A 25,367-nucleotide genomic window follows, 5' to 3' on the forward strand; every position below is an offset into this window, starting at 1 on the left:
GGGCGACGGCCTTTTCCTTTTTTTGCTTTACATTTGGATAACCAGCCGCCCGCGCACGCGCCCGGCGACGATTTCTTCGCCGGCCTTGATGACGTCGCTGAAGGGGATCGAAGCGGAAAGCTTCGACATTTTTTCGCGATTGAGCTCCAGAGAGAGGCGTCGCCACGCTTCCAGTCTCAACGCTTTGGGGGCCATCACCGAATCAATGCCAAGGAGAGAGACCCCACGGAGAATAAGGGGAGCGACGGTGGCCGGCAGATCCATCCCCTGTGCAAGGCCGCACGCGGCCACAGCGCCTCCGTAGCAGGTCATGGACAGCACGTTTGCAAGCGTGTGGCTGCCAACTGCATCAATGCCGCCGGCCCAACGCTCTTTGCCGAGAGGGCGGGCAGGGCCCGAAAGCTCCTCCCGCGGGATAATTTCGCGGGCACCAAGCTCCCTAAGATAACCCTCTTCCGACAGGCGGCCCGTTGAGGCGACCACCTCGTAGCCAAGCTCTGCAAGGAGCGAAATGGCGACTGAACCGACACCGCCGCTTGCTCCCGTAACAATCACCGGGCCTCGATCGGGAGAAATTCCGTGGCGCTCCAGCGCCATCACGCAGAGCATGGCGGTATAACCAGCCGTTCCGATCGTCATCGCATCCCGTGGCGACATATCGGGGGGAAGCGGCACCAGCCAGTCTCCGCTCACGCGCGCACGTCCGGAATAGGCGCCGTAGTGTGTCTCGCCCACGCCCCAGCCATTGAGGATAACCTTGTCGCCTTCCTTCCAGCCGGGATGACTGGAGCGCGTGACCGTGCCGGCAAAGTCCACGCCGGGAATCATGGGAAAGCGGCGCACGACCGGCGCTTTGCCGGTGATTGCCAGCCCGTCCTTGTAATTCACAGTGCTCGCTTCGACAGCTACCGTGACGTCGCCTTCCATAAGCTCGTCTTCGCTCAATTCGACGAAGTCGACAGACTGCCTCTTTTCCTCGTCACGGGTAATAAGAACGGCTTCGAAGCGATTGCTCATGGCGATGCTCCAGATCGAGCCACCTAAACTGCGTCACAGGAGCTTTTCGGTCAATGGAGTCACTCAGGAGCCCTGCCGCTGGCGGCGAAGATTCAGCACTTCCTCCAGAACGACGAGCAGTGCGCCAACGGTGATGAAGGCGTCGGCCAAGTTGAAGATGGCGAAGGACCATACGGGTGTATGGAAATAGATATAATCCACCACATATCCGCGCGTGGCGCGGTCGATGAGGTTTCCGACAGCCCCGCCCAGGATCAGAGCGAACCCCAACCGGGCGAACAGGTGGTTCGAATCGGTACGGAACGCGAGCACTGCAATGAAAATGATCACGCCGAGCACGAGCAGGCTCAGCCAAAAGCCCCCAACTCCTGAAAGAAAGGAGAACGCAATGCCCGTGTTTTGAGAATGGAGGAGTGCGAGAAAAGGAAGGATGTCAACTTGGTGATGAAGCGGCAGCCGCTCCTCCACCAGGAATTTGATGATCTGGTCGAGCAAGATGGCGGCGGAAATGACTGCGGCATAGGGCGCGATCGAGCGCGATTTCATGAAGGAGTTCCGTGACTGGCTGGTAAGGCGGTCCGGCGGATCTCATAGAGCATGACGCCGGTTGCGACCGCCAGGTTGAGGGAATCGGCCCGCCCGGCCTGCGGAATGCGCACAAGGCGGTCGCAGGCTTCCGCCAGCTTATCCGGCAAACCCTGCTGTTCATTTCCCATGAGGAGAAGAACGGGGCCGCCGGAATAATCCACATTGCGGTAATCCACGGACCCTTTGAGATGGGTCCCGACCATGAGACCGGCGAAATGCTCCCGCCAGGCTAGAAAAGCGGCCTCATCGGCGCGTGCGAGCGGCACTGAGAAAACAGAGCCCATGGTTGCCCTTACGGTTTCCACGGAAAACGGGTCGGTACATTCACCAACAAGAATCACGCCCCGCGCGCCTACTGCGTCCACGGTGCGGATTATGGTGCCAAGATTGCCGGGGTCGCGCACGCGGTCCAGCGCAACCCAGAGATCCTCGCCTTTTGGCGTGACTTCCTTCAGCGGAAGCCAGCGCTGCTCGAAAACGCCCACCACCATCTGCGGATTGTCGCGCCGGGTAATGGCGGAAAGCACCTTTTCGCTGACCTCAAGCACGAGCCCACCGGCAGCCACGGTTCTTGCCGCGGCCTTCTCCACGGCAGCGTTGCCGCGTCCGGCCTTGGCATAGATCAGCGTACGAATCGCCCAGCCGGAATCGAGCGCATCGAGCACCAGCTTCAGGCCTTCGGCCATAAAGGCCCGCTCGCGGTCGCGAAACTTCTTGAGCGTGAGCGCTTTGATGTCCTTTACCAGCGGGTTGGAGAGGCTCGTCACCTCCTTTACCTGGCCCGGCGGGCGTGTTCCCCTCTCCCGGCCGCTCATCGCGCCACCCAGCGGGAAAAGAGAGAGGTGGAAAGGGCTCGCCCGGCTGACTTTTCGCGGATGACGAGTTCGCCCGATTCAACGCGCCCGCCCATCCCGGCGAACGCATCGCGCATCAGCGTATGGATGGAAAAGAAGGAAGACCGGATGGAATAGGCCGTGAGCACCACCGCGAGCGGCTTTGGTGAAAGGATTTCACGGCAGGTCTCCACCAGTTCCGGCAGGTCCTCGAACAATTGCCAGACCTCGCCTTTTGGGCCGCGGCCATAGGCGGGGGGATCAAGCAGTATGACGTCGTAGCCATTGCCGCGCCGCGCCTCGCGCTCGGCGAATTTCATCGCATCCTCGACAATCCAGCGGATCGGGCGGTCGGAAAGCCCCGCCATTTCCTGGTTCTCCCGGGCCCAGCCGATCGCCTTCTTGGAAGCGTCCACATGCGTCACCTGCGCGCCGGCCTCGGCGGCGACAAGCGAGGCCAGCCCCGTATAGCCGAAGAGATTGAGCACCTTGATGGAGCGCCGTGCTCCTTCGATAAGGCCCCGCATGTGCTCCCAATGGGTGGCCTGCTCGGGAAATACGCCGACATGCCGAAAGGACGTGAAACGGCCGAGATAGGCAATCCCGTCGTGACGCATGGGCCAAGTCTCGCCAAGGGGGATGCGCGGAAAGCGCCAGCGGCCTAGGCCCTCTTCATCCGTATCACCGGTAAAGATCGCATCTGCTTTCTCCCACTCCGCTTCCTCCCAGGCAGGTTGCCATATTGCCTGGCCCTCCGGACGGATGATGCGATAGGGACCATATTGCTCGAGTTTCCGGCCGTTTCCGGAGTCCAGCAGCGCGTAATTTTCGTTCGGCAAAACCTCAAGGATCACCGGCAGGCGCTCGTCGGGCAGTGAGCCCGTCCGGCGGGCCGAGGGCCGGAGAGCCTTTGCCGGCTCCTGCCTCTCCCGGCCTTCATTGCGCGGCTGGTACCGTCGGTTCTTCTCCCGTGAAGGCTTCAACAAAGGCTCCGAAATCGATCTGCTTCAGCGCTTCTGCCATAGCGGGGAGGAGCACGCAACACGACAGCCTCAGCGTGGTTTTTCGCGGCGCATCAGAAGCGTGGCTGAAGCCAGCAGTGCGAAGCCGAGGAGTTTTACGCAGGCGATGATGATGTGCCCAGTTTCCCAGCGCAGGCGCACGGCGCTGAAATTTTCCGGCAACGGGCCAAGCCGCCACGTGGCGAGTTCCGCATTGGCCGGAGCTACGACAGTCAGCCAGATAACGAGGCTTGCGAGATACAGAAGGCTGCCTGATAACGCCAGCCGGAATGCCCTGCGCTCACCGCGCCCGATAAGCCAGGTTACGACGAAGCCGAGCAGGATGGCGCTGAGATCGATCGGGCCGCCCAGGATCCCAAAAAGGAGGAACTGGGCGTGAAACACGGTCGCTTCACGCCAAAGCTCGGGCGGCCAAATCAAGAGTCGGGGTGGCGCCTCCATCAAATGCGCGAAGGAAAGGCCGAGGCTGAGCGCCATTACGGTCAGCGTCAGCAGCGAAAAGATGAAGCCTGAGCGAGACAGCGGCATCAGATTCCCAAGCCAGTATCGGACCGGATTGTTCCCGATTCTGGACGGCGACGCTCAGCGCCTGTCGTCCATCAGCAGGTAAAGGCCCATGACGGCCGGTTTGCCGATGCTGTTGTTATCCGGCGAGACGGTGACGATCTTCACGCCGATATGACCGTCCTGCTCGGCCGAAAAATCTGTCCAGGCGGGCATCAGGAGCAGCGTCAGGTCGTTCCCCTGCGGATGCGAAATCGTATGGTGGTGCCGCACCGGTTGCACAGCGCCGTTGGCAAAAGCGTTGCGCAAGGTCTCCACCAAGCCCCGATAGGTGAGGCACCGGTCGATATCTGCCGCAGAAATCGTGATCATAGGGCGGATCTATGCATCCGTCCTGACAATGGCGGTCGGGCTTGTCTCCGGCATCGTCCTGACGCGCAGCCGTTCAATCTCCTGCCCGCGCTCTCGGGCGAGTTTGCGATAACGCCCCTGCCGGAACCAGGTGATGGCAGCGCCGACAATCATGCCCAGAATGAGGGTAAGGAAAAGATAAACGAAAAGCGGCAATTCCACCGTGAGGGCGGGGTTACCTGGATTGAACGGATCGATCGTAAAGGGTGCAACGGCCCGGTTTGCCACTGCAAGTGCGATCAGGATGATCGCCAAGGGCAAAATGATGAGCACGAGCACGGCCCGATTGAGCATTCGAGGGTATCCTTCGATTCGACGCCAGAAAGAGCGCTACTCGTCCGCGTTCAGACGTTCCCTCAGTTCCTTCCCGGTTTTGAAGAAGGGAACCCATTTTTCCTCCACATGCACGGATTCCCCGGTACGTGGATTGCGCCCCGTTCGTGCGGGGCGGTTTTTCACCGAAAACGCGCCGAAGCCACGCAGTTCGACGCGGTTGCCCTGCGCCAGCGCCTCCGTGATCTCATCAAAAATGGCATTGACGATGTTTTCGACATCACGAAGAAACAGGTGCGGATTGCGATTGGCAATTGTTTGCACGAGTTCGGACTTGATCATGTTTATAACCGCCGCTCCGATTGACCTGATATTCCCCTGAATTTATTCTCTTTTTAATCCCGCAACCCCGCATTTTCAGGTTGCCAGAGCGACAGGAGACCGTCAAGGAAGATGTGTTCCATTCCGAGACGGTCAAGCAGCATTGTTGCCTGAGGCAGGCCGAGCGCGTTTGCCAGCCACGCCGCCACGGAGGTTGGGAGGAAAATCGACCCGCTTGAACTCCGCGGCTTCCACTCGACGACGTTCAGCTCCGCACTAAGCCCTTGGTCGACAAGCCAGGCCTGCGCCTCGTCCTCTCCACCGAGAGCGTCGACCAGCTTCCGCTCGAGCGCCTGCCGGCCGGTGAAAATTGATCCGTCGGCGAGTGCCACCACCTCGTTGCGCGGCAGCTTGCGCCTTTGACTGATGAGATCCACGAACCAGTTATAGCTGTCGTTGATCATGCCCGCGAGCATCTGCCGCTCTTGATCCGTTGTGGGATTGAACGGGGATGGCTCCGCCTTGAGTGGGGAGGACTTCACCTCTTCCACCTTGACGCCCAGCTTGCTCAAGAGGTCAGTCACATCAGGATATTGAATGATGACGCCGATCGAGCCGACGATCGACGTCTGGCGCGCAACGATATGATCCGCCGCGCTTGCGACCATGTAGCCGGCCGAAGCGGCCAACGTGCCCACCTGGGCGACCACCGGCTTGGCCTCGGCGAGCTGACGGATCGCCTCGTAGATCGCTTCCCCTCCCGCCGTCGTGCCGCCGGGAGAATCGACGGTGACGATCACGCCCTGGACAGCGCTCGATTCGCGCACGTCCTCAAGGACATCCAGAAGATCCTTGTCTTCTAGAATCGTGCCCTCGATTCGGACCTGAGCAATATGCGGGCCGGCTGCCAAGGTATCGCCGTACAGCCAGCGTGCGGACGCGATGACTGCCAGGGCAAGTACCAGGAATGCTGCGGCCCGCCAGAAGGTGAGTTTGCGCCGCAGGCGCCTGCGGTCGATGAGATCGTCGGCTCGGGTGGACATTGGAGGCTCTTGCGCTCACATAAAGGATCACTTGCCTTTTAGACGAAGCTGCGCATATGAGCTACCCATGTTCGCTCTGTGTGCGCCCAATGCTCAGTTCTATTCGCGGCTAAGCCTTTGAAGGCGACCTGAAATCGGCCATAATGCGGTGGCACGGCTAAAAGGGGTGGGACAGCACATGCAGGGTGCGATAGGAAGCGGCGAGAGCAGCAGTGCTGCGGAGGGCGCGGATAGGCCGGGGGTGGATAGTCGCAAAGCGCCCTTTCGTTCGTCAGGAGTAGAGCGTTGAACAGCATCGCCAAGGCGGAAACCAGCGGCATCGCCGCGCAGGCAGTTAAACGCAGCGAACGCGGAGCGGAGGCTTTTGCCCGTGCCGCCCGTCACTCCCGCCGCGTCCGTGTGCTCAAATTTGTGTTGCCGGCGGTAGCGGTGGCGATCTCCGGCCTGTTTCTGGGCTATTCCCTTATTGCGCCGACCGGAATTCATGCACTAAATCTCGATTCAGCGACGATCGAGGGCGGCAGCCTGGTGATGCACAATCCTTCCCTCAATGGCTTCACCAGCGGAAACCTTCCCTACAGCGTTACCGCTGCGCTGGCGCGTCAGGAAGTTGGCGCCGATTCAGGACCAATCGAACTCGAGAAGATCCAGGCGACGCTTCCGATCGATTCCGGGCGTCAGGCGTTGGTCACGGCTGGCGGCGGTGTGTTCAATCAGGCGACGAACCAGCTTTTGCTGAACAATGCGATCACCGTGGAGTCGAACGCCGGCATATCTGCGCAGTTGAAATCCGCCGCTGTCGATATGTCATCCGGCAATCTCAGCACCGATGAGCCGGTCGACATCGAAGTGAACGGCATGCGGGTCCGCGCCAAAAGCTTTCATACCGTTGACGGTCTCGAAAGACTTGTGTTCGAAAATGGAGTGCGCCTGGAGATTGATCCGGCTAGCGTGAGAAGAGCACAGGAAGAAGGGACCGCAGGTGATGGGTAGGGTTCATGGCTTGGCTTTTGCGATGGGCCTTTTGATGCTCTGGCCCGCAGGGGGGCTTGCGCAGACCAGCGAATCAAGGCCCAGCCAGCTTGGCCTTAATCTCTCGAGTGATGAGCCTATCCAGATCGACGGTGCGCGCGTCGAGGTGGACCAGACGCAAAATCTCGCAACCCTGACCGGCGATGTCCAAGTTGTGCAGGGGCCGACCCTGCTGAAGACCGCCCGCCTGAAGATCTTTTACGCCGAAGGCAGCGGACTGCCTACGAGCGGGGCCGCCAATATCAAGCGGCTTGAAGCCGATGGCGGTGTGTATGTGAAGTCGGAAACTCAAGTCGCCACCGGCGACCAGGGTACCTTCGATATGGGTACGGAGGTGCTCGTTCTTTCCGGCAAGGAAGTTGTCCTTACCGAGGGTGAAAACGTCATCGTCGGGTGCAAACTCACCGTGCAGATGAAGACAGGTCAGGCCACCTTGGAGAGCTGCAAGGACGGAGGTTCCGGCGGGCGTGTTCGCATGCTGCTCACCCCCAGCTCCCAAAACCGACAGTAAGAACGCCCGTGGCATTTCTCCAGTCGCGCGCTTCCGGAAAGCCAGATCCCAATTCGGTGCCCGAGCCTTACAAGGGCACTTTGATCGCCCGTGGCCTCACGAAATCCTATAAGAACCGGCAGGTCGTAAGCGGCGTTTCCCTCGGGGTGCGCGCGGGCGAGGCCGTGGGCCTTCTTGGGCCGAATGGCGCGGGAAAAACCACCTGCTTCTATATGGTCACGGGGCTTGTGCCGGTCGATCAAGGCACGATCCACATAGACGGATATGACGTTACCTCCATGCCCATGTATCGCCGGGCGCGGTTGGGCATCGGCTATCTGCCGCAAGAGGCCTCGATTTTTCGAGGCTTGAGCGTCGAAGCGAATATCCGCGCCATCCTTGAAGTGGTCGAGCGGAGCCGCAAGGAGCGCGAGCGCACGCTCGATGCGCTGCTTGAGGAGTTTCATATCAGCCATTTGCGCAAGTCGTCGGCCATCTCGCTGTCAGGCGGCGAGCGGCGCCGCCTCGAAATCGCCCGCGCATTGGCCAGCAAACCGAATTTCATGTTGCTCGATGAACCCTTTGCCGGGATCGATCCTATCGCGGTTACGGATATCCAGCAGCTGGTGCGGCATCTGACCGCGCGCGGCATCGGGGTGCTCATCACGGACCACAATGTCCGCGAAACACTGGGTTTGATCGACCGGGCCTATATTATCCATGCCGGCCAGGTGCTTACCCATGGGCGGCCGGACGATATCGTCGGCAACCCCGACGTGCGTCGCCTCTATCTTGGCGAGGGCTTCACGCTCTAACCACAAATACTGCCGTCCCGCGCTGCAAAAGCAATCCAACATTGGCCCGGTGCTTGACAAGCAAATATCGGGCCAGTTTTATCGCCATAAGCAGAAAAGCCCGTGAAGTGGGTAAAGGACGGAATGGCGCTTTCAACCGGCATACAGTTGCGGCAGTCCCAATCGCTGGTCATGACGCCCCAGCTGCTGCAGTCTATCCGGCTGCTGCAGCTGACACATATCGAGTTGGAGCTGTTCATATCCGAGGAGATCGAGCGCAATCCGCTCCTCGATCTTGTCGATGCGAGCGAGGAGGTGCCCGCAAGCGTCCTTGAGGAGAGATTTGCCTCGCCGGACAGCGCCGCGGATATTGCCGAGCGGCTGGACACCTCGCCCGAAGATCTGTTTCCAGATGACCCGGACGTGCGGGACACAATAGGGCCGGATCTCATGGCCCAGTGGCGCTCCGCCGCCGGAAATGGGCTCGTCGCGACGGGCGAGGATTGGAATCTGGAGGAGACGACGGCCGCGCCGGCTACCTTGCGCGACCATGTTCGCGAGCAGATCGTTCTCGCCTTTCCCGATCCGGTCTTGAAGCTGATCGCCGAGGAGCTGCTGGATGGACTGGACGATGCCGGCTATTTCACGGGCGACCTGAACGAGATCGCCGAACGCTTGGCTGCCGAGACGGTGCTGGTGGAGCGGGTGCTTTCGATCTGCCAGACCTTTGATCCCCCCGGCCTGTTCGCCCGCACGCTTGCCGAATGCCTTGCGCTGCAATTGAAGGCGCGGGATCGTCTGGATCCTGCCATGCAGGCGATGCTTTCGCGTCTTGATCTGCTTTCAAGGCGCGATTTTGCTTCTTTGAAGAAAGTCTGCGGCGTGGACGAGGAGGACCTCGTGGAGATGCTGGCGGAAATCCGCTCGCTCGATCCCAAGCCCGGCACGGCCTTCTCGTCGGCACCCGCCGAACCTGTCCTGCCGGATGTGATCGTGCGGCCCTCCGCCGGGGGAGCATGGGCGATCGAGCTCAATCCGGAAGTGCTGCCACGCGTGCTCGTTAACGAGACATATTTCACGGCCGTTTCCACGCGGGCCGGCAAAGAGGAGAAAGCCTTTCTTTCCGAGTGCCTTCAAAGTGCCAACTGGCTGACTCGCAGCCTGGAGCAGCGGGCAAGGACCATCCTGAAAGTTGCCTCCGAGATCGTGCGCCAGCAGGATGCGTTTTTCGTGAATGGCGTTCGGCACCTGCGTCCGCTGACGCTGAAAATGGTGGCTGATGCGATCGAAATGCACGAATCGACCATCAGCCGCGTCGCCACCAACAAATACATGATGACGCCTCGCGGTCTCTTCGAACTGCGCTACTTCTTCACGACTGCCATTGCCGCCGCCGACGGAGGCGATGCGCATTCGGCGGAGGCGGTGCGTGACCGGATCCGGCAGCTTGTGGAGGCGGAAGACCCCAACGAAGTGCTTTCCGACGATACGATTGTCGAGGTTCTGCGAAAGGACGGAATTGATATCGCCCGCAGGACGATAGCAAAATACCGGGAGGCGATGAACATCCCGTCGTCGGTTCAGCGCAGGCGCGAGAAGAGGGTGCTCGCCCGAGCCGGCGCATGACCGCATCGAGGCTCGACTTCGTGCCTCGATTTGACAAGAGTCGGCGAAACCACTAGAAGCCCGCCGCCAGAGGACGGCAGGATCGGTCATCTATCCTTCTTCCGGGTTAAGCGGGGTAAAATCGAATCTCCACTGGACGGACTTTAATTTGCTGCCGCAGAACCTTGTATGCGCGGGCCACGGGTATAAACTCGGATCTGTTGGTATCCTGACCAGGAAAGGTCGTTCTCTCATGGGCCTCCGCATTTCTGGCAAACATATGGACATCGGCGCGGCGTTTCGCACACGGATCGAAAGCCGGATCGTCGAAGCGATGGAGAAATATTTCGACGGCGGTTTTTCAGGGCGTGTGGCGGTGGAAAAATCGCGCGGACGCTTCACCGCCGACTGCTCTGTCCACCTCGATACGGGCGTGGTCCTGCAGTCCACAGGCGAGGCCCACGATCCTCAACTCGCCTTTGGGACAGCTGCCGAGCGCATAGAGAAGCAGCTTAGGAGATACAAGCGAAAGCTGAAATCGCATGCGGCCGGCCAGAATGGGAACGGCCGTTTGGCAGAAGATCGGGTGGTGGAACCGGCCCAGGAAGATCGGGAGGATTTCGCCGATGATCTTGCACCGGCGGTGGCTGCCGAATTCCTCGCGCCGTTCAAAGCCTCCGCTGCAATGGAACTAGATATGAAGGACAGCCCTGTTTTTGTTTTCCGCATTTCAGGCAGCAATGCCGGGAAAACCGTCTATCGGCGTGCCGATGGCAATATCGGATGGATCGATCCTTCCGCTACAAACGGATAGGCTGGGCCGCCGGCCCGTCAAAGGGAATGGCAAGCAGGGGAATATGAAATGGATCTGAGCGATCTTATCGAGCCTTCGGCGATCCTGCCTGCCTTGAAGGCGAATTCCAAAAAGCAGGTGTTGCAGCTGCTGGCGGAGAAAGCCGCTGAGCGAACCGGTCTGCCGGAACGCGAAATCTTCGAAACCATCCTGCAACGGGAAAAACTTGGCTCCACCGGGGTCGGCAACGGTATTGCCATCCCGCATGGGAAGCTTCCCGGCATCAAGCAAATCACCGGCGTTTTCGCCAGGCTGGAAACGCCGGTGGAATTCGATTCGCTCGACGATCTTCCCGTCGATCTGGTGTTCCTGCTGCTTGCGCCGGAGGGCGCAGGAGCCGATCATTTGAAGGCACTTTCGCGCATTGCCCGTGTGCTGCGCGACGCGGATACGACCGCTAAGATACGCGGCACGCGCGACGCCGCCGCCATCCACACCTTCTTGTCGGAAGCTCCCGCCTCGAACGCTGCCTGAATTCGGAGTCCTTTCGCCACGCAAACCGCTTGCGTGGCGCGTCATCCCATAGTTTGCCGTCTAGTGAAGACTGACGGGCTTGAGATCGTTCTGGAAAGCACCTGCAAGCGCCGCGTCGCGCTGGTCGGCCAGCAGAATCGGCTGCCCGTTGGCCGCGAAGAGCGCCCATAGCTTCGTGCCGGGAGTCATGTCGGGCATTCCCGGGAACTTCACCTTGAGCTCATCGGCGTCCATCTCCCGCATGTAAGCGATTGCGCCTTCACCCAAATTGGCCAGCTGCTGCTGGGTAACTGTGAACTTGGTTCCATTGTTGGTCATTTCAGCCTCCTATTTGGCGGGCCGTCTTTCAAGACCAACCCACTCAAGAGCTTTGTGGTTCCGGTGGAAATGATAGAACCGGCCCGGATCATCACTCCTTCACCGAAATGTTGATTTTGCGCACCAGCCGCTCCGGCTCGGGCCTGTCCAGATCGACGGAGAGCAGGCCGTTCTTGAGCTCCGCGCCGAGAACCCGCATTCCATCCGCAAGGACAAAAACCCGCTGGAACTGCCTTGAGGCAATGCCGCGATGCAAATATTCGCGCTCAGCCTCGTCATTCTGGCGCCCGCGTACCACGAGCTGGCTTTCCTCCGTGGTCACTTCGAGGTCCTGCTCCGAAAAGCCGGCAACAGCAAGCGTGATGCGCAGACGTTCGCCTCGCCCGTCTTCGTTGCGGATCCGCTCGATATTGTAGGGAGGATAACTGTCACCCGATTTCGCGATGCGTTCGAGCGTCTTTTCCATAGTGTCGAACCCCAGCAAAAGCGGGTTCGAAAACGGCGTCATACGCGTCATGTCCTTCCTGTCCTCAAAGAGCGACCCGGATAGGCGAAAACCCGAACTGGCGTTTCCACCCATGCCGTTGATATGGTCGATCCGGTCAACAAGTTCAAGAAGGCAGCCCTTTGTGGGCGTGATCACCCTATTGGCGCCAAACGCGTTAATATCTCCCGCGATCGCAAAAAGCTTCCGCTGGAACAAAGCCGCGCATAGTTTTCCGCGACGGGTTCGTTAATTTGTCACGCAAATCACCTAGTCCAATCGCGGTCTGCAGGGATGGAACATGAGATACGCGATCTATTTTACGCCGGATAAGGACGACCCGCTCTCCCGGGTGGCAGAGCGATGGCTGGGGCGCAGCGCCTTCGGCGGCCAGATGGCAGCGCCCATTGCCGCAGGGTCGTTTTCCGCCGCCGAGATCGCCTTCCACACTGCAGCCGCCCGCCGCTACGGCTTTCACGCCACGCTGAAGGCGCCCTTTCAGCTGGCGGAGGGGAAAAGCGAGGCTGAGCTGATCGCAGCGCTTTCCAAGTTTGCCTCCGAGCGCAAGCCCTTCAGCGTCGAGCGGATCAAGCTTGCCCGGCTCGACGGCTTCTTTGCTCTGGTGCCTGCGGCCCCTGCCCCCGAGCTTGATGAGCTTGCTGCGGATGTGGTCACGGAGTTTGAGCCCTTCAGGGCGCCTTTGACGCCGGAGGAAGTGGAACGGCGAAATCCCGACAGCCTCACGCCCACGCAGCTGAAAAATCTCTACAAATGGGGCTACCCCCATGTATTTGACGAATTTCGCTTCCATATGACGCTCACGGGGCGGGTGCCTGCCGCCGAAGCTGCCCGGATGGAAGCCGCAATAGGCGACTTCTTCGGGCCGCTTCTCCTGGAACCGTTGGAGGTTTCCCGCCTTGCGCTGTTTGCCGAGCCGGACACTGGCGCGCCGTTCCACATCAAGTCCCTGCACGCCATTGGCGGCGAGAGGGAAAGGAAATTTGCCTGAAATGCCCAGTGAACTGATCTTGAAAAATGCCCGCATCGTTCTTGCCGACGAGGTGGTGAGCGGCAACATCCTCGTCCGCGATGGGCACATCGCTGACGTGTCCCGCGGCAGCACCGGCGCCGGCGAGGACATGGAGGGCGATTTCCTGATTCCGGGCCTCGTTGAGCTTCACACTGATCACCTGGAGCGGCACTATTCTCCGCGGCCTAAGGTTCGATGGAACCCGGTGGCCTCGGTGCTCGCCCATGACGCTCAGATCGCGGCATCCGGTATTACGACCGTCTTCGACGCGCTGCGCGTCGGCATGGACGAGGATGCGGATATGGAATCCGGCGAAATGCGCCGCCTGGCGGATGCCATCGAGGAAAGCGTAGCGGCCGGCCGTCTGCGCGCCGACCATTTCCTGCACCTGCGCTGCGAGGTTTCGGCGCCCGACTGCCTTGCGGGCTTCGCGCTCTTCGCCAGTGATCCGCATCTGAAGCTCGCCTCGCTGATGGATCATTCGCCGGGCCAGCGGCAGTTCACGAATCTCGACGCCTATGCGAGCTATTACAAGGTCGCGTTGAAACTCGATGACCAGGAGTTTCGGCGTTTCTGCGATCGGCGCATCGCCGAATCCGACAAAAACTCCGGCCCGAACCGGCGCGCCATCTCCGAAGTGTGCCGGGCGCACGGCATCATCCTTGCAAGCCATGATGATGCGACGGTCGAACATGTCAGCGAAGCGGCGGCTGACGGCGTTCGGGTGGCCGAATTCCCGACCACCATGGCTGCTGCGCGTGCCTCCAAGGAGGCGGGCATGGCCGTGCTCATGGGCGCTCCCAACGTGGTGCGCGGCAGCTCCCATTCCGGCAATGTCTCGGCGCGGGAGCTTGCCGAGGCGGGCGATCTCGACATACTCTCCTCCGACTATATTCCCTTCAGCCTTGTGCAGGCGGCCTTCCATCTTGGCGAGGTGGTCGACGGCATCAGCCTGCCCGAGGCAGTGGCGAAGGTATCCAAAAATCCCGCGGAAGCCGTAGGACTTACCGACCGCGGGGTAATCGAGCCGGGCCGCCGGGCCGATCTGGTGCGGGTGCGGCTGGATGACGGCATCCCTGTCGTTCGCACCGTTTGGCGCGAGGGACGGCGCGTCGCCTGATGTTCTCGGCCAGCATAGAACGCGCGCAGAACGAGGCGCCCTTTCCCATCCGGCAGGGCGTTTTCGTTGCCGTGGCTGGCCCATCTGGCGGCGGCAAGGATTCGGTGATGGCCTATGCTCGCGAGCGGCTGGGAAATCTTGCCGGCGAGATCGTCTTCGCGCGCCGGATCATTACGCGGCCTTTTGCGCCCGGCGGCGAAGAGCACGATACCCGGGACGTGCCGACCTTCGAGCGTGAAGAGGCGGCCGGCGCTTTCGCGCTGTCCTGGCGTGCCAACGGGCTGTGCTATGCCCTTCCGGCGGCGCTCGACGAGGAGATGCGTTCGGGCGGCGTGGTTGTGGCCAATGTGTCGCGGGCGATCATCCCTGCGCTCGGGGAGCGCTACGCCCACATTTTTCCCGTTATTGTGACAGCCCCCCGCGGGGTGCTGGCGGAGCGCTTGTCGCGTCGCGGTCGTGAGACGCGCGACGAGGTGCTGTCCCGCCTTGCCCGGAGCGAGGCGGGCGAGCTGGACGTGCCCGGCGCCCTCGTCATCGACAATTCCGGTCCGCTGGAACAGGCGGGAGAGCGCTTTCTAGAGGCGCTGCGCAAGGCGGCTGCCTGGAGCGACGTTTGTGATATGGTCTGATCCCAGAACGGGACAGGACCATGCTGCTCAAAGCCGAATTGCATTGCCATATAGAAGGCGCGGCTTCGCCCGCATTGGTGAAAGCCCAGGCACGCAAATACGGCGCCGACATCTCCTCCTTCATCCGGGGCGGTGCATATTATTGGCAAGACTTCACCACCTTTCTTCTCGCCTATGATCAGGCAGCGAGCCTCTTCCGTACGCAGGAGGACTATGCGCTTCTGGCCGAGACTTATCTGAAGGAGCTTGCCGCCGGGGGCGCGATCTATTCGGAGTTTTTCACATCGCCGGACCACGCGGAGCGAGCGGGGCTCTCTCCTCAGGCCTATACGGATGGGCTGGCCGAGGGCATGGTCCAGGCAAAGGCTGCAACCGGCATCGAATCCCGCATGATCGTCACCGGCGTGCGCCATTTCGGGCCGGAAGCCGTGGAGAAAGCTGCGCGCTTCGCCGCCTCGTGCGAGCACCCTCTGGTGACGGGCTTCGGCATGGCGGGCGACGAACGCGCCGGCCATCCCCGTGACTTCGCCTACGCCTTCGATATCGCCCGCGAAGCGGGGCTCGGCATCAGCATCCATGCCGGTGAGTTCGGCGGGGCGGAAAGCGTGGAAGCCGCGCTGGACCATATCCGCCCCTCGCGCATCGGCCATGGCGTGCGGGCAATCGAAAATCCCGATCTCGTGCGCCGGATTGCCGATGAAGGCGTGGTGCTGGAAGTCTGCCCTGTCTCCAATGTGGTGCTTAAGGTCTTTCCCGAGTTCGCGCGTCATCCCTTTCCTCAGCTTGTGGCCGCGGGCTGCCGGGTGACGCTTAACTCCGACGATCCGCCGCATTTCCATACCAGCCTCGCGCGGGAATATGCGGTGGCGGCCGAATATTTCGGGCTCGATGAAACCACTCTCAACGCGATCACGAGCACGGCTATCGAGGCCGCATTCGTGGATGAGAAGACCCGCGCGGCGCTATTTGCCCGCTTGAAGCCGGTGGTGGAGTCGTGACCTGAGCACAAATCTGTGGCAGGGGCGCGCCGCCGTCTGGCGGCGGGCGGCATAAGCGCTATTGTTGCCGGTCGAAAAGAGTTTTGCGGAGAGTAGCAATGCAGGGCGTAACCGTCGTCGATCACCCGCTTGTCCAGCACAAGCTGACCATCATGCGCGATAAGGAGACGTCGACGGCTGGCTTCCGCAGGCTGCTGCGCGAGATCTCGCTGCTGCTTTGCTATGAGGTCACGCGCGACCTGGAGCTGACCACGCGCATCATCGAAACCCCGCTCACCACCATGGAAGCGCCGACGCTGGAGGGCAAGAAGCTGGTCTTCGCCTCGGTGCTGCGCGCCGGCAACGGCCTCCTCGACGGCATGCTGGACCTGGTGCCGGCCGCCCGCGTGGCCCATATTGGCCTCTACCGTGACCAGGAGACCCTGGAGGCGGTGGAATATTTCTTCAAGTCGCCGAGCGATCTGGAAAACCGGCTGGTGATCGTGGTCGACCCCATGCTGGCCACCGCCAATTCGGCTGTTGCGGCGGTCGACAAGCTCAAATCGCGCGGCGCCACCAACATCCGCTTCCTCTGCCTGCTTGCCGCCCCCGAGGGGATCCAGCATTTCCGGGAAATGCACCCGGACGTGCCGGTCTTCACCGCCTCGATCGATGAGCGGCTCAACGAGCATGGCTATATCCTGCCGGGGCTGGGGGATGCCGGCGACCGGATGTACGGCACGAAATGAGTGCAGCCGCGGGGAGTTGCGCAGCTCTGCGGGCGCGTGGGCGCGAAGGATGAAGCGAAGACGCTAACAACCCACACGTCGGAAGAGAGGGGGTGCTTAGCTTCGGCGCTTCTCAGCCCGCGATCTTCTCCAGCACAGGCGATTGCGTGGAAAGCCGCTCATCGGCGATGCGGTAGGCGCGGCGGACCGCTTCGGCTGCCCGTTCGGCATCGGCGGGCGTGCGGGCATGGACCACGGCCAGCGGATCGTCGCGGCGGACTTCCCTGCCGATGGGCAATGTGGCTGTGAGGCCGACGGCGTGGTCGATTGGATCTTCCGGCCTGCGCCGGCCGCCGCCGAGTTCGACCACGACAATTCCCAGCGCCCGCGTGTCTATGCTGGCGACGAATCCCGCCCGCTCGGCTTTCACAGCACGCGTTTCGGGCGCGCGAGGGAGATATTGGTCCATCTTCTCAACGAAATCGGCGGGGCCGCCAAGCGCGGCGACCATCCGGCTAAAGCGCTCGGCCGCACCGCCGCTTTCGAGCGCCGTGCGGGCGCGTTTCAACGCATTCTCCCCACCGGATGCGATGCCCGTGGCTACGAGCATCTCGGCCGCCAGCGCCAGCGTCACCTCCTCAAGGCGCTCATCCCGTGTTTCTCCCGTGAGAAAATCGACGGCGTTTCGCACCTCGACAGCATTGCCCGCGGCCGTGGCGAGCGGCTCGTTCATGTCCGTGATAAGCGCGCTGGCAGATAGCCCCGCGCCCTGCGCCACCTGCACGAGGCTGGTCGCGAGCGCCTGAGCCTCGCTCCTCTCGGCCATGAAGGCGCCGTTGCCCGATTTTACGTCGAGGACCAACGACTGCAGGCCGGCGGCAAGTTTTTTGGAAAGAATCGACGCCGTGATGAGAGGGATGGATTCCACCGTGCCGGTCACGTCTCTGATGGCGTAGAAGCGGCGGTCCGCGGGCGCAAGGTCTCCCGTCTGGCCGATGATGGCGCAGCCGGCGGCGCGCACGGTTCGCTCGAACTCTTCCCGCGTCGGCTGGCTGCGATAGCCGGGAATGGAGTCCATCTTGTCGAGCGTGCCGCCCGTATGCCCGAGCCCGCGCCCCGATATCATGGGCACATAGGCGCCGCAGGCGGCGACGATGGGCGCCAGCATCAGCGAGACATTATCGCCCACGCCGCCCGTGGAATGCTTGTCGGTGACCGGGGCGGGAAGTGACAACCAGTCGAGCACGTCGCCGGAATCGCGCATTGCAAGAGTGAGCGCGACGGTTTCATCGCGCTCCATGCCGTTGAGCAGGACCGCCATGGCGAGGGCGGCCACCTGCCCTTCGCTCCAGGCGCCGGAGGCAAGACCGGCCGCAAAATCAGCGATATCGGCCGGCGACAGAGCCTTGCCGTCGCGTTTCCTGCGGATGATTTCCTGGGGGAGCGGCATGGGGTCAGATCTCTGCGGCGCTGTCGCGCATGAACTGGGTAAGGATTTTCGCCAGCTTCCCACCGCCCACCGGCGCCATGTCCTTGGTCTCGTCATGCGAGAGCTCGCCCGCGCCGAGGCCAGCGGCCAGATTGGTAATGACCGAGCAGGCGGCGACACGCAGGCCTAAAAAGCGGGCGAGGATCACCTCGGGCACGGTGGACATGCCGACGGCATCCGCGCCGAGCATACGCGCCATGCGGATTTCGGCCGGCGTCTCGAAGCTTGGGCCGGAGAACCACATATAAACGCCCTTGTGCAGCGTCTCGCCGGCTTTGCTTGCCGCGCGCTCAAGCGCGTCGCGAAGGTCGCGGTCATAAGCCGCGCTCATGCCTACGAAGCGTGCTTCCGACTGCTCGCCGATCAGGGGATTCATACCGGAATAATTGATGTGATCTTCAACGAGCATCACTGAGCCAGCCGGCATGTCCACCTGAAGCGAGCCAGCGGCATTGGTAAGGATAATGGCGGTGACACCAATCCCAGCCAGCACTTCCAGAGCCGGACGCATGGCGGCGGCATTTCCGTGCTCGTAATAATGCGACCGGCCGGCGAGCATAATTACCGGAACGCTGCCGAAATAGCCGGCGACCAGCTCGCCCGCATGGCCGCTGACGCCGCTTAGCGGGAAGCCGGGCAGGTCCGCGTAGGGGATGTGCACGGGCTTTGTCAGCTCATCCGCCAATGCGCCCAGTCCCGAACCGAGCACGATGGCAAGCCGCGGCGCGAGCCCGTTCAGCCGCTCGATCAGAATGTCGATCGTATTTCTCATGCGCCGGGCTCCAGATCGAAGGCACGCGGGAAGACGGAGGAGAAGGGAATTGTTTCCACAACACCGGTCGGACTGCAAAGGTGCAGCTTCGCGTCCGCCGTCACGAATTCCGACAGACGCTGACGGCAGCCGCCGCAAGGCACTATCTTCGGCATCTTCTCCGCCACGACGGCGATCTCGCTGACGCGGCCGCCGCCGGCCATCACCATATGACCGAGCGCGGTGGTTTCCGCGCACCAGCCTTCGGGATAGGAGGCGTTCTCAATATTGCATCCGGCATGGATCGCGCCTGCATCGGTTCGAATCGCCGCTCCCACTGGAAAACGCGAATAGGGCGCATAGGCCCGTTCCATCGCCGCTTTCGCGGCGGCGAAGAGTTCGTCGGTACTCATCAACGCTCCTTCACATAGGGTATTCCGCCGGCGCGCGGTGGCTCGGCTCTGCCGATGAAGCCCGCAAGCAGGATGACGGTGAGGATATACGGCAGGGCCTGCATGAACTGCACCGGGAGCTGCCCAAGGAGCGGCAAGGCCGTGCCCTGAATGCGAATGGCGAAAGCATCGAGAAAGCCGAAGAGCAGGCAGGCGAACATCACCGGGACGGGCCGCCATTTGGCGAAGATGAGGGCTGCCAGGGCAATATAGCCGCGGCCGGCGGTCATGTCCTTCACGAAGCCTGCATTCTGGGAAAGCGCCAGATAGGTGCCGGCAAGACCGGTAAGAATCCCGGTGCAGATGAGCGCGCGATAGCGCAGCCACGCGACGGAGATGCCGGCGGTATCCACTGCGGCAGGGTTCTCGCCGACCGCCCTGAGCCTCAGACCGAAGCGGGTGCGGAAGAGCACCCACCAGGTGAAAGGCACCAGCAGGAAGGCAATGTAGACGATAAGGGAGTGACCGGAGAGCAGGTCCGAATAGAGTTCGCCGATGATCGGCACATCGCTCAGCGACCCCGCGAAGGGGAGCTGGATTGCGCCGAAACGTGCATCGCCGCCGAGCAGCGGCGTGCGCCCACCCTGGCTGAACCAGGCCTGGCCGAGAATGATGGTGGAGCCTGCGGCGATGAAGTTGATCGCCACGCCCGAGACGATCTGGTTGCCGCGATGGGTGATGGAGGCAAAGCCGTGGACGAGCGAGAGGAAGACGGCGATTGCTACGGCTGCGGAAAGGCCGATCCAGGGGGATCCCGTGACGGCAGCCGCCGCCCCGGCGGCGAAGGCGCCCCCGAGCATCTTGCCTTCGAGCCCTATATCGAAAACGCCGGAACGTTCCGAATAAAGGCCGGCGAGCGCGGCTAGAAGCAGCGGCACCGAGACGCGGATGGTGGAATCGAGCAGGAAGACAAGCGTGCTAAAGAAATCCATCAGACCCGCTCCCCCTGCTTCGCCTCGATTCCGACCGGGGCAGGGCGGATGCCCGCGAAGAGCGCCTGCAGGCTAGGCCGGAACAGGTTTTCGAGCGCTCCCGCGAAGAGGATGACGAGGCCCTGGATGATAACGATCATGTCTCTGGATATGCCGGGCATCTCGAAGGCAAGCTCGGCGCCGCCCTGATAGAGGATGCCGAACAGGATAGAAGCCGGGACGATGCCCGCCGGATGCGAGCGGCCCATCAGCGCCACGGCGATGCCGACAAAGCCTGCGCCGGTGACAAAGTCGATCTGTAGCCGGTTCTGGTCGCCCATGACCGGGTTGAGCGCCATCATTCCGGCAAGCGCACCGGAGATCAGCATGGTGATTATGATAATGCGGGTTTCGCTGACGCCCGCATAGCGCGCCGCCTTCGGGCTGTGGCCGCGCATGCGGATTTCATAGCCAAGGCGCGTGCGCCAGATGAGCACCCAGACGAGGAAGGCCGCCAAAAGCGCCAGTAGGAATGACAGGTTGAAGGGCGAGGAGCGCACCGAAAGCCCGACCGCATCAAGCAGGAAATTGAGTTTCGGGAGCCGCCCTCCCTCCAGAAAGGTGCGCGTTTGCGGCGCCTGGCTGGCGGCGGGCTTCAAAACGTTCACCAGCAGATAGACCATCAGGCTCGCGGCGATGAAATTGAACATGATGGTGGTGATGACGATATGGGAACCGCGCCGGGCCTGTAGATAAGCCGGAATGAAGGCCCAGGCCGCGCCGAAGGCTGCCGCGCCGATAATGGCGAGCGGGAATGTTAGCCACCAGGGCAGCACGCTGTCGAAGGCGAGGCAGACGAGCCCAACGCCCAGGCCCCCGACATAGGCCTGTCCTTCACCGCCAATGTTGAAAAGGCTGCAATGAAAAGCGACCGCGACGGCAAGCCCCGTAAAGATAAAGCTCGTCGCATAATAGAGCGTGTAGGCGATGGCCTGCCCGCGCCCCAGCGCGCCGTCGACCAAAATGACGGCGGCGCGGAACGGGTTTTCACCGATGAGCAGGACGACGAGGCCGGCGACGATGAAGGCAACCGTGACATTGATGAGGGGAATCAGCCCGTAATCGGCCCAGGCCGGCAGCTTTGCGTATGGCGCGCTCACTCGGCGGCCTCCTTCTCATCCACGCCCGCCATGAGTAGGCCGAGCTCACCTTCGGTGGCGGTCGCGTCGCGCTCGCCGACGATGCGGCCACCGCACATCACCAGTATGCGGTCCGACAGGGAGCGGATCTCGTCGAGTTCCACGGAGACAAGCAGCACGGCTTTCCCCCGGTCTCGCATCTCGATTAGCCGCTTGTGAATGAATTCGATTGCGCCGACATCGACACCGCGCGTGGGCTGGCCGACGATCAGCACCTTTGGGTCCTGCTCCATCTCGCGCGCCAGCACAATCTTCTGCTGGTTGCCACCGGAGAAATTGGCGGTCCTTAGCCGCGGATCGGGCGGGCGGATGTCGTATTTCCCGATCTTCTCGACGGCGTCGTCGCGGATCGCGTCCATGTCGAGGAACAGGCCCTTGGCATATTTCGGCTGGCGGTGATAGCCGAGGATGGAATTCTCGCTTTCGTCGAAGGGTAGCACGAGGCCCATATGGTGCCGGTCTTCCGGCACATGGGCGAGGCCGCGGGCGCGAAGTTCGGAAGGGTCCGCCGCGCCGGTCAGGTCTATCGGCCGGCCGTCGAGCGTCACCGTGCCGGAGACGGCCTTGCGGATGCCGGTGATGGTTTCGAGGAGTTCCGACTGGCCGTTTCCCGCCACGCCGGCAATGCCGACGATCTCGCCGGCTCGCAGGTCGAAGGAAATGTCATCGACCATCGTCACGCCGCGCGAATCTTTTACGGAAAGGTTCGTCACCGAAAGGAGCACCTCGCCGGGAGCGGACGGCCCCTTCTCCACGCGCAGCAGGACGCGGCGGCCCACCATCAGCTCCGCCAGTTCCTCGACGGTGGTCTCGCCGGTCTTTAGAGTCGCGACCAGAGCGCCCTGCCGCATGACAGAGACATTGTCCGTGACGGCCATGATCTCGCGCAGCTTGTGCGTGATGAGGACGATTGTCTTACCCTCTTCCTTGAGCTGACGGAGGATGCGGAAGAGATGGTCGGCTTCGGCCGGCGTGAGCACGCCCGTGGGCTCGTCCAGGATGAGGATTTCGGCGCCGCGGTAGAGCGCCTTCAGGATTTCCACGCGCTGCTGAAGCCCGACGGGCAGGTCTTCCACGACTGCGTCGGGATCGACTTCAAGCCCGTAATCGCGCTCCAGGCGCTGGAGCTCGGAGCGGGCTTTGGAGATCGAGGACCCGAGCAGGGAATGACCCTCGACCCCGAGGATGATGTTTTCAAGCACCGTGAAATTGTGCACGAGCATGAAATGCTGGTGCACCATTCCGATACCGAGCGCGATAGCATCGCTGGGAGTCTCGATCTTCGCCTTCTCGCCGCGCACGCAGACCCGCCCCCTGTCGGCCTGATAGAAGCCGTAGAGAATGGACATCAGCGTGGATTTCCCCGCGCCGTTCTCGCCGATGATGCCGTGGATCGTTCCCGCGGGGATCTTGAGGCTGATGTTCCGGTTGGCATGGCCCGAGCCGAAACTCTTGTCGATACCGATCAGCTCGATCGCAGCATTCCCCATGGGCCGGCCTGCCATTTTATCTTTTGGTCAACAGGTACCACGCGGTCTTGAGGCTGCCAACCGGGCACGCCGCCTGGCCAATGCCGATAGGGGCGGGAACAAGCCGGCTGGGGGCGTGGTTGGTGGAAAGAGCCCCAAGCCGATGGAGAATCCCGATGGCAGAAATGGATAAGGAAGAACGTGTATGGGAGCTGATCCGAAAGATCGGCATTTGCATGCTTGGAAGCCGTGACGGCGAGGCGCTGCGCAGCCGCCCGATGGCCGCCTATTTCGATCGCGCAGCCCATATTATCTATTTCCTGACAGACGCGGACAGTCATAAAAAGGAGGAGCTGGGCCGGGATCCGCATGTGGTCCTCGCCTTCGCCGACACGAGCAGCCAGACCTATCTTTCGGTGAGCGGCATCGCCGAGGTCATGGATGATCGCGACAAGGTCCGCGAGCTATGGTCGACACCGGCAAAGGCATGGTGGAAAAGTCCCGATGACCCGAACATCCGTATTCTCAAGGTCGTGCCTCAGGACGCGCAATATTGGGATAGTCCCGGCACCATCATCAGCTATGTGAAAATGGCCGCAGCCGCCATGTCCAGCGCCCGACCGGCAATGGGCGAAAATGCCAAAGTGAATTTCTGAGCGATTGGATCAGCCGAGGCTGAGCAGGGTGCGATCAGCACCCTGCGTTGGTCCGTTAGGAGACCATCCCCGCTTGACCAAACCGGCAAAAATGGTTTTGCTGGTTTGGCTCTGCGGACAAGATGCTCCATGTCTCCTTCACCGGCGGAAACCTCAGACGGTCCCGTGCCGTTCTTCTTCGGAGGGCGGCCCGCTCTCGACTTCGTCAACACTGTCGACAACCGCGCCAGACCGGCGAAGCGGGATTATCTGGCCGGCTTCCCTGAAATCCTGGGCTGGTGCGGGCAGACACGGCTCTTCGCTCCTGCTGCCCTGGAGCGCCTTGCAGCGCGGGCTCTCGCCGCCCCTGAGGAGTCGGCGCAAATGCATCGCGCCGCAATCGTCTTGCGTGAGGCGCTTTACCGGATTTTCCGCAGCGCCATTGAGAAAACGCCTGTGCCGGAGGCCGATTTGTGCCTTCTCAATGATTGGCTGCGCGAGGCTCGCGGGCGGCAAATTCTGGCTGCAACAGGCGGGAACTTCCGATGGGTAGAAGACGAAACGAGGCTCGACCTCAGGTCTCCGGCTTTGGCGGTCGCGCTTTCCGCCGCAGATATGCTGACGCGGGAAGACGTGAAGCGACTGAAGGAGTGCCCCGCGCCCTATGGCTGCGGCTGGCTTTTCTATGACGAAACGAAGAATGCTTCGCGCCGCTGGTGCAGCATGGAGCATTGCGGCGCAGCCGCCAAGGCGCGACGCTATGCCGAGCGCCACCGCCGCTGAGGGAGGAGGGCATGCGCTGGAAATGGTCGGAAAAGACGGTTCTCGGCGTGGCCCTTGCGCTTTGCGCCGCGCTTTTCTTGGCTGGATGGCTTACCCGCGAGGATCTGTCCGATCAGCCTTATCTTGATATCGTGGGCGGCGGCTTCATGTTCAACTACCGGAACGCGGACGTCTATTACGGCTTCACGGCGCAGGTAAAACGACCGCTGGCAAGCGGATCGATCATCGAGGCGAGCTTTGAGGATCCCGAAGGCGGACCTGCGCACATTGTCTCCGAACGGGTGAGCACGATGACGGATCGCTATGCCCTGCGCTCTCCCTCGATCCGTGGCGTGGAGGCTGGCAAGCCCTATGATGTGGCCATCAAAGTCTATGACCGGGAACGCAAAAATCTGCTCTGGGAGACGGAGCGGACCTATCGGAGTCAGATCAGCGACACGATCGTTCCCGACCGGCCATTGACCGTCGGCCCCGGCTATCATCGCAATCCTGAAGAGATGAAGGCGCTGGGCGGGGCTCCCGGAGATTGATATTCCTGCGGCGGATCATCGCGTGGTGGTAATAATGGGGCCACCCGGCCGACCGGGCGCTTCGCCGGGAGATCGGGTTCGATTTCTGGCTGCTACCGGCCCAGTGCCTGCTTGGCGAGCGCGGTCAGCTCATTTTCGTCGGTAATCCCCGCCAGATAATAACCAAGTATTCGCGAAGCGCGTGCCTCGCGGTCATGTTCGGTTTCGCCCGGCATCGCCGTATTGTCGAAAACACGGCCGAGGAGTTTTACTTCGGAGGGATTTAGAATGCCGGCTTCTTTTGCTTTGCGACGGTAAGGCATGAGCGAAGCTAGCGGATCGACGCTTCGAGCGTCAATATTTTTTATTCGGCGAGATTGCCGTCGCGACGATGGTCTTTCGCCGGTTCGTTTTCCCTGTGCTCAACTCTGACTTTAATTCGTGCTTTGTTTACTCCTGGCTGACGCGGCGAACCTCTGATCAACACCCGCAATCCCGTCGATTTGATCCCGGTCAATTCGGTCTGGCTGGCCATGCCCCTTTCAACACCGAATTTCCCACCGCTGATGCAGGTCACCAGTGGCTCGACGCTGTTCAGCCTGACCTGTCAAGGTGAGCGGCAG

The 25,367-nt window shown here is 61.7% G+C and carries 32 protein-coding genes and 1 pseudogene; 14 read left to right on the forward strand and 19 right to left on the reverse strand.

What is annotated here, in order from left to right; all coding sequences use genetic code 11:
- Window positions 1-27: 27 nt before the first annotated feature.
- The 9 genes and pseudogenes from acuI to sppA form a co-directional block, all read right to left on the reverse strand.
- A complete protein-coding gene (gene acuI, locus GNP00_RS15340) occupies window positions 28-1,017 on the reverse strand; it encodes an acrylyl-CoA reductase (NADPH) (protein ID WP_011582988.1) in 990 nt (329 codons plus the stop codon).
- A 63-nt stretch (window positions 1,018-1,080) separates the two neighbouring features.
- The gene (gene lspA / locus GNP00_RS15345; protein ID WP_011582987.1) at window positions 1,081-1,563 is read right to left on the reverse strand and encodes a signal peptidase II; all 483 of its coding nucleotides are present in this window, start codon (window positions 1,561-1,563) and stop codon (window positions 1,081-1,083) included.
- Window positions 1,560-2,420: a TrmH family RNA methyltransferase gene (locus tag GNP00_RS15350; protein WP_011582986.1), complete on the reverse strand. Its 861-nt coding sequence runs from the start codon at window positions 2,418-2,420 to the stop codon at window positions 1,560-1,562. The genes lspA and GNP00_RS15350 overlap by 4 nt, the downstream gene beginning before the upstream one ends.
- The gene (locus tag GNP00_RS15355; RefSeq protein ID WP_011582985.1) at window positions 2,417-3,421 is read right to left on the reverse strand and encodes an RsmD family RNA methyltransferase; all 1,005 of its coding nucleotides are present in this window, start codon (window positions 3,419-3,421) and stop codon (window positions 2,417-2,419) included. The genes GNP00_RS15350 and GNP00_RS15355 overlap by 4 nt, the downstream gene beginning before the upstream one ends.
- A gap of 69 nt (window positions 3,422-3,490) precedes the next feature.
- Entirely contained in the window at window positions 3,491-3,988 is a 498-nt protein-coding gene (locus tag GNP00_RS15360; RefSeq protein WP_011582984.1) for a DUF1772 domain-containing protein, read from the reverse strand.
- A 66-nt stretch (window positions 3,989-4,054) separates the two neighbouring features.
- A pseudogene (locus GNP00_RS15365) lies at window positions 4,055-4,336 on the reverse strand (bifunctional Delta(1)-pyrroline-2-carboxylate/Delta(1)-piperideine-2-carboxylate reductase); the annotation flags it as partial.
- A gap of 9 nt (window positions 4,337-4,345) precedes the next feature.
- Window positions 4,346-4,669: a LapA family protein gene (locus tag GNP00_RS15370; protein ID WP_011582982.1), complete on the reverse strand. Its 324-nt coding sequence runs from the start codon at window positions 4,667-4,669 to the stop codon at window positions 4,346-4,348.
- A 36-nt stretch (window positions 4,670-4,705) separates the two neighbouring features.
- A complete protein-coding gene (locus GNP00_RS15375) occupies window positions 4,706-4,990 on the reverse strand; it encodes an integration host factor subunit beta (protein WP_011582981.1) in 285 nt (94 codons plus the stop codon).
- A 53-nt stretch (window positions 4,991-5,043) separates the two neighbouring features.
- The gene (gene sppA / locus GNP00_RS15380; RefSeq protein WP_011582980.1) at window positions 5,044-6,012 is read right to left on the reverse strand and encodes a signal peptide peptidase SppA; all 969 of its coding nucleotides are present in this window, start codon (window positions 6,010-6,012) and stop codon (window positions 5,044-5,046) included.
- 285 nt (window positions 6,013-6,297) lie between these two features.
- Between sppA and lptC the strand changes: the two genes are divergently transcribed.
- From lptC to ptsN, 6 genes are all read left to right on the forward strand, one after another.
- A complete protein-coding gene (gene lptC, locus GNP00_RS15385; RefSeq protein WP_011582979.1) occupies window positions 6,298-7,005 on the forward strand; it encodes an LPS export ABC transporter periplasmic protein LptC in 708 nt (235 codons plus the stop codon).
- Window positions 6,998-7,555: an LptA/OstA family protein gene (locus GNP00_RS15390; protein WP_041544886.1), complete on the forward strand. Its 558-nt coding sequence runs from the start codon at window positions 6,998-7,000 to the stop codon at window positions 7,553-7,555. The genes lptC and GNP00_RS15390 overlap by 8 nt, the downstream gene beginning before the upstream one ends.
- Before the next feature lie 8 nt (window positions 7,556-7,563).
- Complete coding sequence (gene lptB / locus GNP00_RS15395) at window positions 7,564-8,349, forward strand: LPS export ABC transporter ATP-binding protein (protein WP_011582977.1); 786 nt, start codon at window positions 7,564-7,566, stop codon at window positions 8,347-8,349.
- Between the two features lie 123 nt (window positions 8,350-8,472).
- Window positions 8,473-9,954, forward strand: coding sequence for an RNA polymerase factor sigma-54 (gene rpoN / locus GNP00_RS15400; RefSeq protein WP_011582976.1), 1,482 nt, complete (start codon window positions 8,473-8,475; stop codon window positions 9,952-9,954).
- Window positions 9,955-10,186: 232 nt separating this feature from the next.
- Window positions 10,187-10,747 carry a ribosome hibernation-promoting factor, HPF/YfiA family gene (hpf, locus tag GNP00_RS15405; RefSeq protein WP_011582975.1) on the forward strand — a complete coding sequence of 187 codons (561 nt, stop codon included), beginning with the start codon at window positions 10,187-10,189 and terminating at the stop codon, window positions 10,745-10,747.
- 48 nt (window positions 10,748-10,795) lie between these two features.
- On the forward strand, window positions 10,796-11,260 hold the full coding sequence (ptsN, locus tag GNP00_RS15410; RefSeq protein ID WP_011582974.1) for a PTS IIA-like nitrogen regulatory protein PtsN: 465 nt from the start codon (window positions 10,796-10,798) through the stop codon (window positions 11,258-11,260).
- A 60-nt stretch (window positions 11,261-11,320) separates the two neighbouring features.
- Here ptsN and GNP00_RS15415 read toward each other — a convergent pair whose 3' ends face one another.
- Together GNP00_RS15415 and GNP00_RS15420 are read right to left on the reverse strand one after the other, a co-directional pair.
- Window positions 11,321-11,578 carry a BQ00720 family protein gene (locus GNP00_RS15415; RefSeq protein ID WP_011582973.1) on the reverse strand — a complete coding sequence of 86 codons (258 nt, stop codon included), beginning with the start codon at window positions 11,576-11,578 and terminating at the stop codon, window positions 11,321-11,323.
- A gap of 91 nt (window positions 11,579-11,669) precedes the next feature.
- On the reverse strand, window positions 11,670-12,095 hold the full coding sequence (locus GNP00_RS15420) for an Hsp20 family protein (protein ID WP_011582972.1): 426 nt from the start codon (window positions 12,093-12,095) through the stop codon (window positions 11,670-11,672).
- Between the two features lie 268 nt (window positions 12,096-12,363).
- Between GNP00_RS15420 and GNP00_RS15425 the strand changes: the two genes are divergently transcribed.
- From GNP00_RS15425 to upp, 5 genes are all read left to right on the forward strand, one after another.
- The gene (locus GNP00_RS15425) at window positions 12,364-13,071 is read left to right on the forward strand and encodes a DUF1045 domain-containing protein (protein ID WP_011582971.1); all 708 of its coding nucleotides are present in this window, start codon (window positions 12,364-12,366) and stop codon (window positions 13,069-13,071) included.
- Window position 13,072: 1 nt separating this feature from the next.
- A complete protein-coding gene (locus GNP00_RS15430) occupies window positions 13,073-14,212 on the forward strand; it encodes an alpha-D-ribose 1-methylphosphonate 5-triphosphate diphosphatase (RefSeq protein WP_011582970.1) in 1,140 nt (379 codons plus the stop codon).
- Window positions 14,212-14,841, forward strand: coding sequence for a phosphonate metabolism protein/1,5-bisphosphokinase (PRPP-forming) PhnN (gene phnN, locus GNP00_RS15435; RefSeq protein WP_011582969.1), 630 nt, complete (start codon window positions 14,212-14,214; stop codon window positions 14,839-14,841). Before GNP00_RS15430 ends, phnN begins: the two co-directional genes overlap by 1 nt.
- 20 nt (window positions 14,842-14,861) lie before the next feature.
- On the forward strand, window positions 14,862-15,839 hold the full coding sequence (locus tag GNP00_RS15440; RefSeq protein ID WP_011582968.1) for an adenosine deaminase: 978 nt from the start codon (window positions 14,862-14,864) through the stop codon (window positions 15,837-15,839).
- A gap of 98 nt (window positions 15,840-15,937) precedes the next feature.
- Window positions 15,938-16,567: a uracil phosphoribosyltransferase gene (gene upp, locus GNP00_RS15445; protein ID WP_166016150.1), complete on the forward strand. Its 630-nt coding sequence runs from the start codon at window positions 15,938-15,940 to the stop codon at window positions 16,565-16,567.
- A 112-nt stretch (window positions 16,568-16,679) separates the two neighbouring features.
- Here upp and deoA read toward each other — a convergent pair whose 3' ends face one another.
- From deoA to GNP00_RS15475, 6 genes are read right to left on the reverse strand one after another with little or no spacing between them, the layout of a single operon-like run.
- A complete protein-coding gene (gene deoA, locus GNP00_RS15450) occupies window positions 16,680-17,996 on the reverse strand; it encodes a thymidine phosphorylase (protein ID WP_011582966.1) in 1,317 nt (438 codons plus the stop codon).
- 4 nt (window positions 17,997-18,000) lie between these two features.
- The gene (locus GNP00_RS15455) at window positions 18,001-18,807 is read right to left on the reverse strand and encodes a purine-nucleoside phosphorylase (RefSeq protein ID WP_011582965.1); all 807 of its coding nucleotides are present in this window, start codon (window positions 18,805-18,807) and stop codon (window positions 18,001-18,003) included.
- Entirely contained in the window at window positions 18,804-19,199 is a 396-nt protein-coding gene (locus GNP00_RS15460; RefSeq protein ID WP_011582964.1) for a cytidine deaminase, read from the reverse strand. The genes GNP00_RS15455 and GNP00_RS15460 overlap by 4 nt, the downstream gene beginning before the upstream one ends.
- Window positions 19,199-20,170 (reverse strand): ABC transporter permease, encoded by a 972-nt coding sequence (locus GNP00_RS15465; protein ID WP_011582963.1) that lies wholly within the window; start codon window positions 20,168-20,170, stop codon window positions 19,199-19,201. The genes GNP00_RS15460 and GNP00_RS15465 overlap by 1 nt, the downstream gene beginning before the upstream one ends.
- Window positions 20,170-21,309: an ABC transporter permease subunit gene (locus tag GNP00_RS15470; RefSeq protein ID WP_011582962.1), complete on the reverse strand. Its 1,140-nt coding sequence runs from the start codon at window positions 21,307-21,309 to the stop codon at window positions 20,170-20,172. Before GNP00_RS15470 ends, GNP00_RS15465 begins: the two co-directional genes overlap by 1 nt.
- Window positions 21,306-22,838 (reverse strand): ABC transporter ATP-binding protein, encoded by a 1,533-nt coding sequence (locus GNP00_RS15475; RefSeq protein WP_041544883.1) that lies wholly within the window; start codon window positions 22,836-22,838, stop codon window positions 21,306-21,308. Before GNP00_RS15475 ends, GNP00_RS15470 begins: the two co-directional genes overlap by 4 nt.
- Before the next feature lie 155 nt (window positions 22,839-22,993).
- Here GNP00_RS15475 and GNP00_RS15480 point away from each other — a divergent pair, with 155 nt between their 5' ends.
- The 3 genes from GNP00_RS15480 to GNP00_RS15490 all read left to right on the forward strand — a co-directional run bounded on the left by GNP00_RS15480 (window position 22,994) and on the right by GNP00_RS15490 (window position 24,765).
- On the forward strand, window positions 22,994-23,473 hold the full coding sequence (locus tag GNP00_RS15480) for a pyridoxamine 5'-phosphate oxidase family protein (RefSeq protein ID WP_011582960.1): 480 nt from the start codon (window positions 22,994-22,996) through the stop codon (window positions 23,471-23,473).
- A 129-nt stretch (window positions 23,474-23,602) separates the two neighbouring features.
- On the forward strand, window positions 23,603-24,235 hold the full coding sequence (locus GNP00_RS15485) for a CGNR zinc finger domain-containing protein (protein ID WP_011582959.1): 633 nt from the start codon (window positions 23,603-23,605) through the stop codon (window positions 24,233-24,235).
- An 11-nt stretch (window positions 24,236-24,246) separates the two neighbouring features.
- Entirely contained in the window at window positions 24,247-24,765 is a 519-nt protein-coding gene (locus tag GNP00_RS15490) for a hypothetical protein (RefSeq protein ID WP_011582958.1), read from the forward strand.
- 92 nt (window positions 24,766-24,857) lie between these two features.
- On the opposite strand, the gene GNP00_RS15495 is transcribed toward GNP00_RS15490, so the two are convergent.
- The gene (locus GNP00_RS15495; protein WP_011582957.1) at window positions 24,858-25,067 is read right to left on the reverse strand and encodes a hypothetical protein; all 210 of its coding nucleotides are present in this window, start codon (window positions 25,065-25,067) and stop codon (window positions 24,858-24,860) included.
- Between the two features lie 41 nt (window positions 25,068-25,108).
- Window positions 25,109-25,279, reverse strand: a complete 171-nt coding sequence (locus tag GNP00_RS15500; protein WP_157038128.1) for a hypothetical protein — start codon at window positions 25,277-25,279, stop codon at window positions 25,109-25,111.
- Window positions 25,280-25,367 lie beyond the last annotated feature (88 nt).

This window comes from Chelativorans multitrophicus, from assembly GCF_011317445.1.
GTDB classification, from domain to species: Bacteria; Pseudomonadota; Alphaproteobacteria; order Rhizobiales; family Rhizobiaceae; genus Chelativorans; species Chelativorans multitrophicus.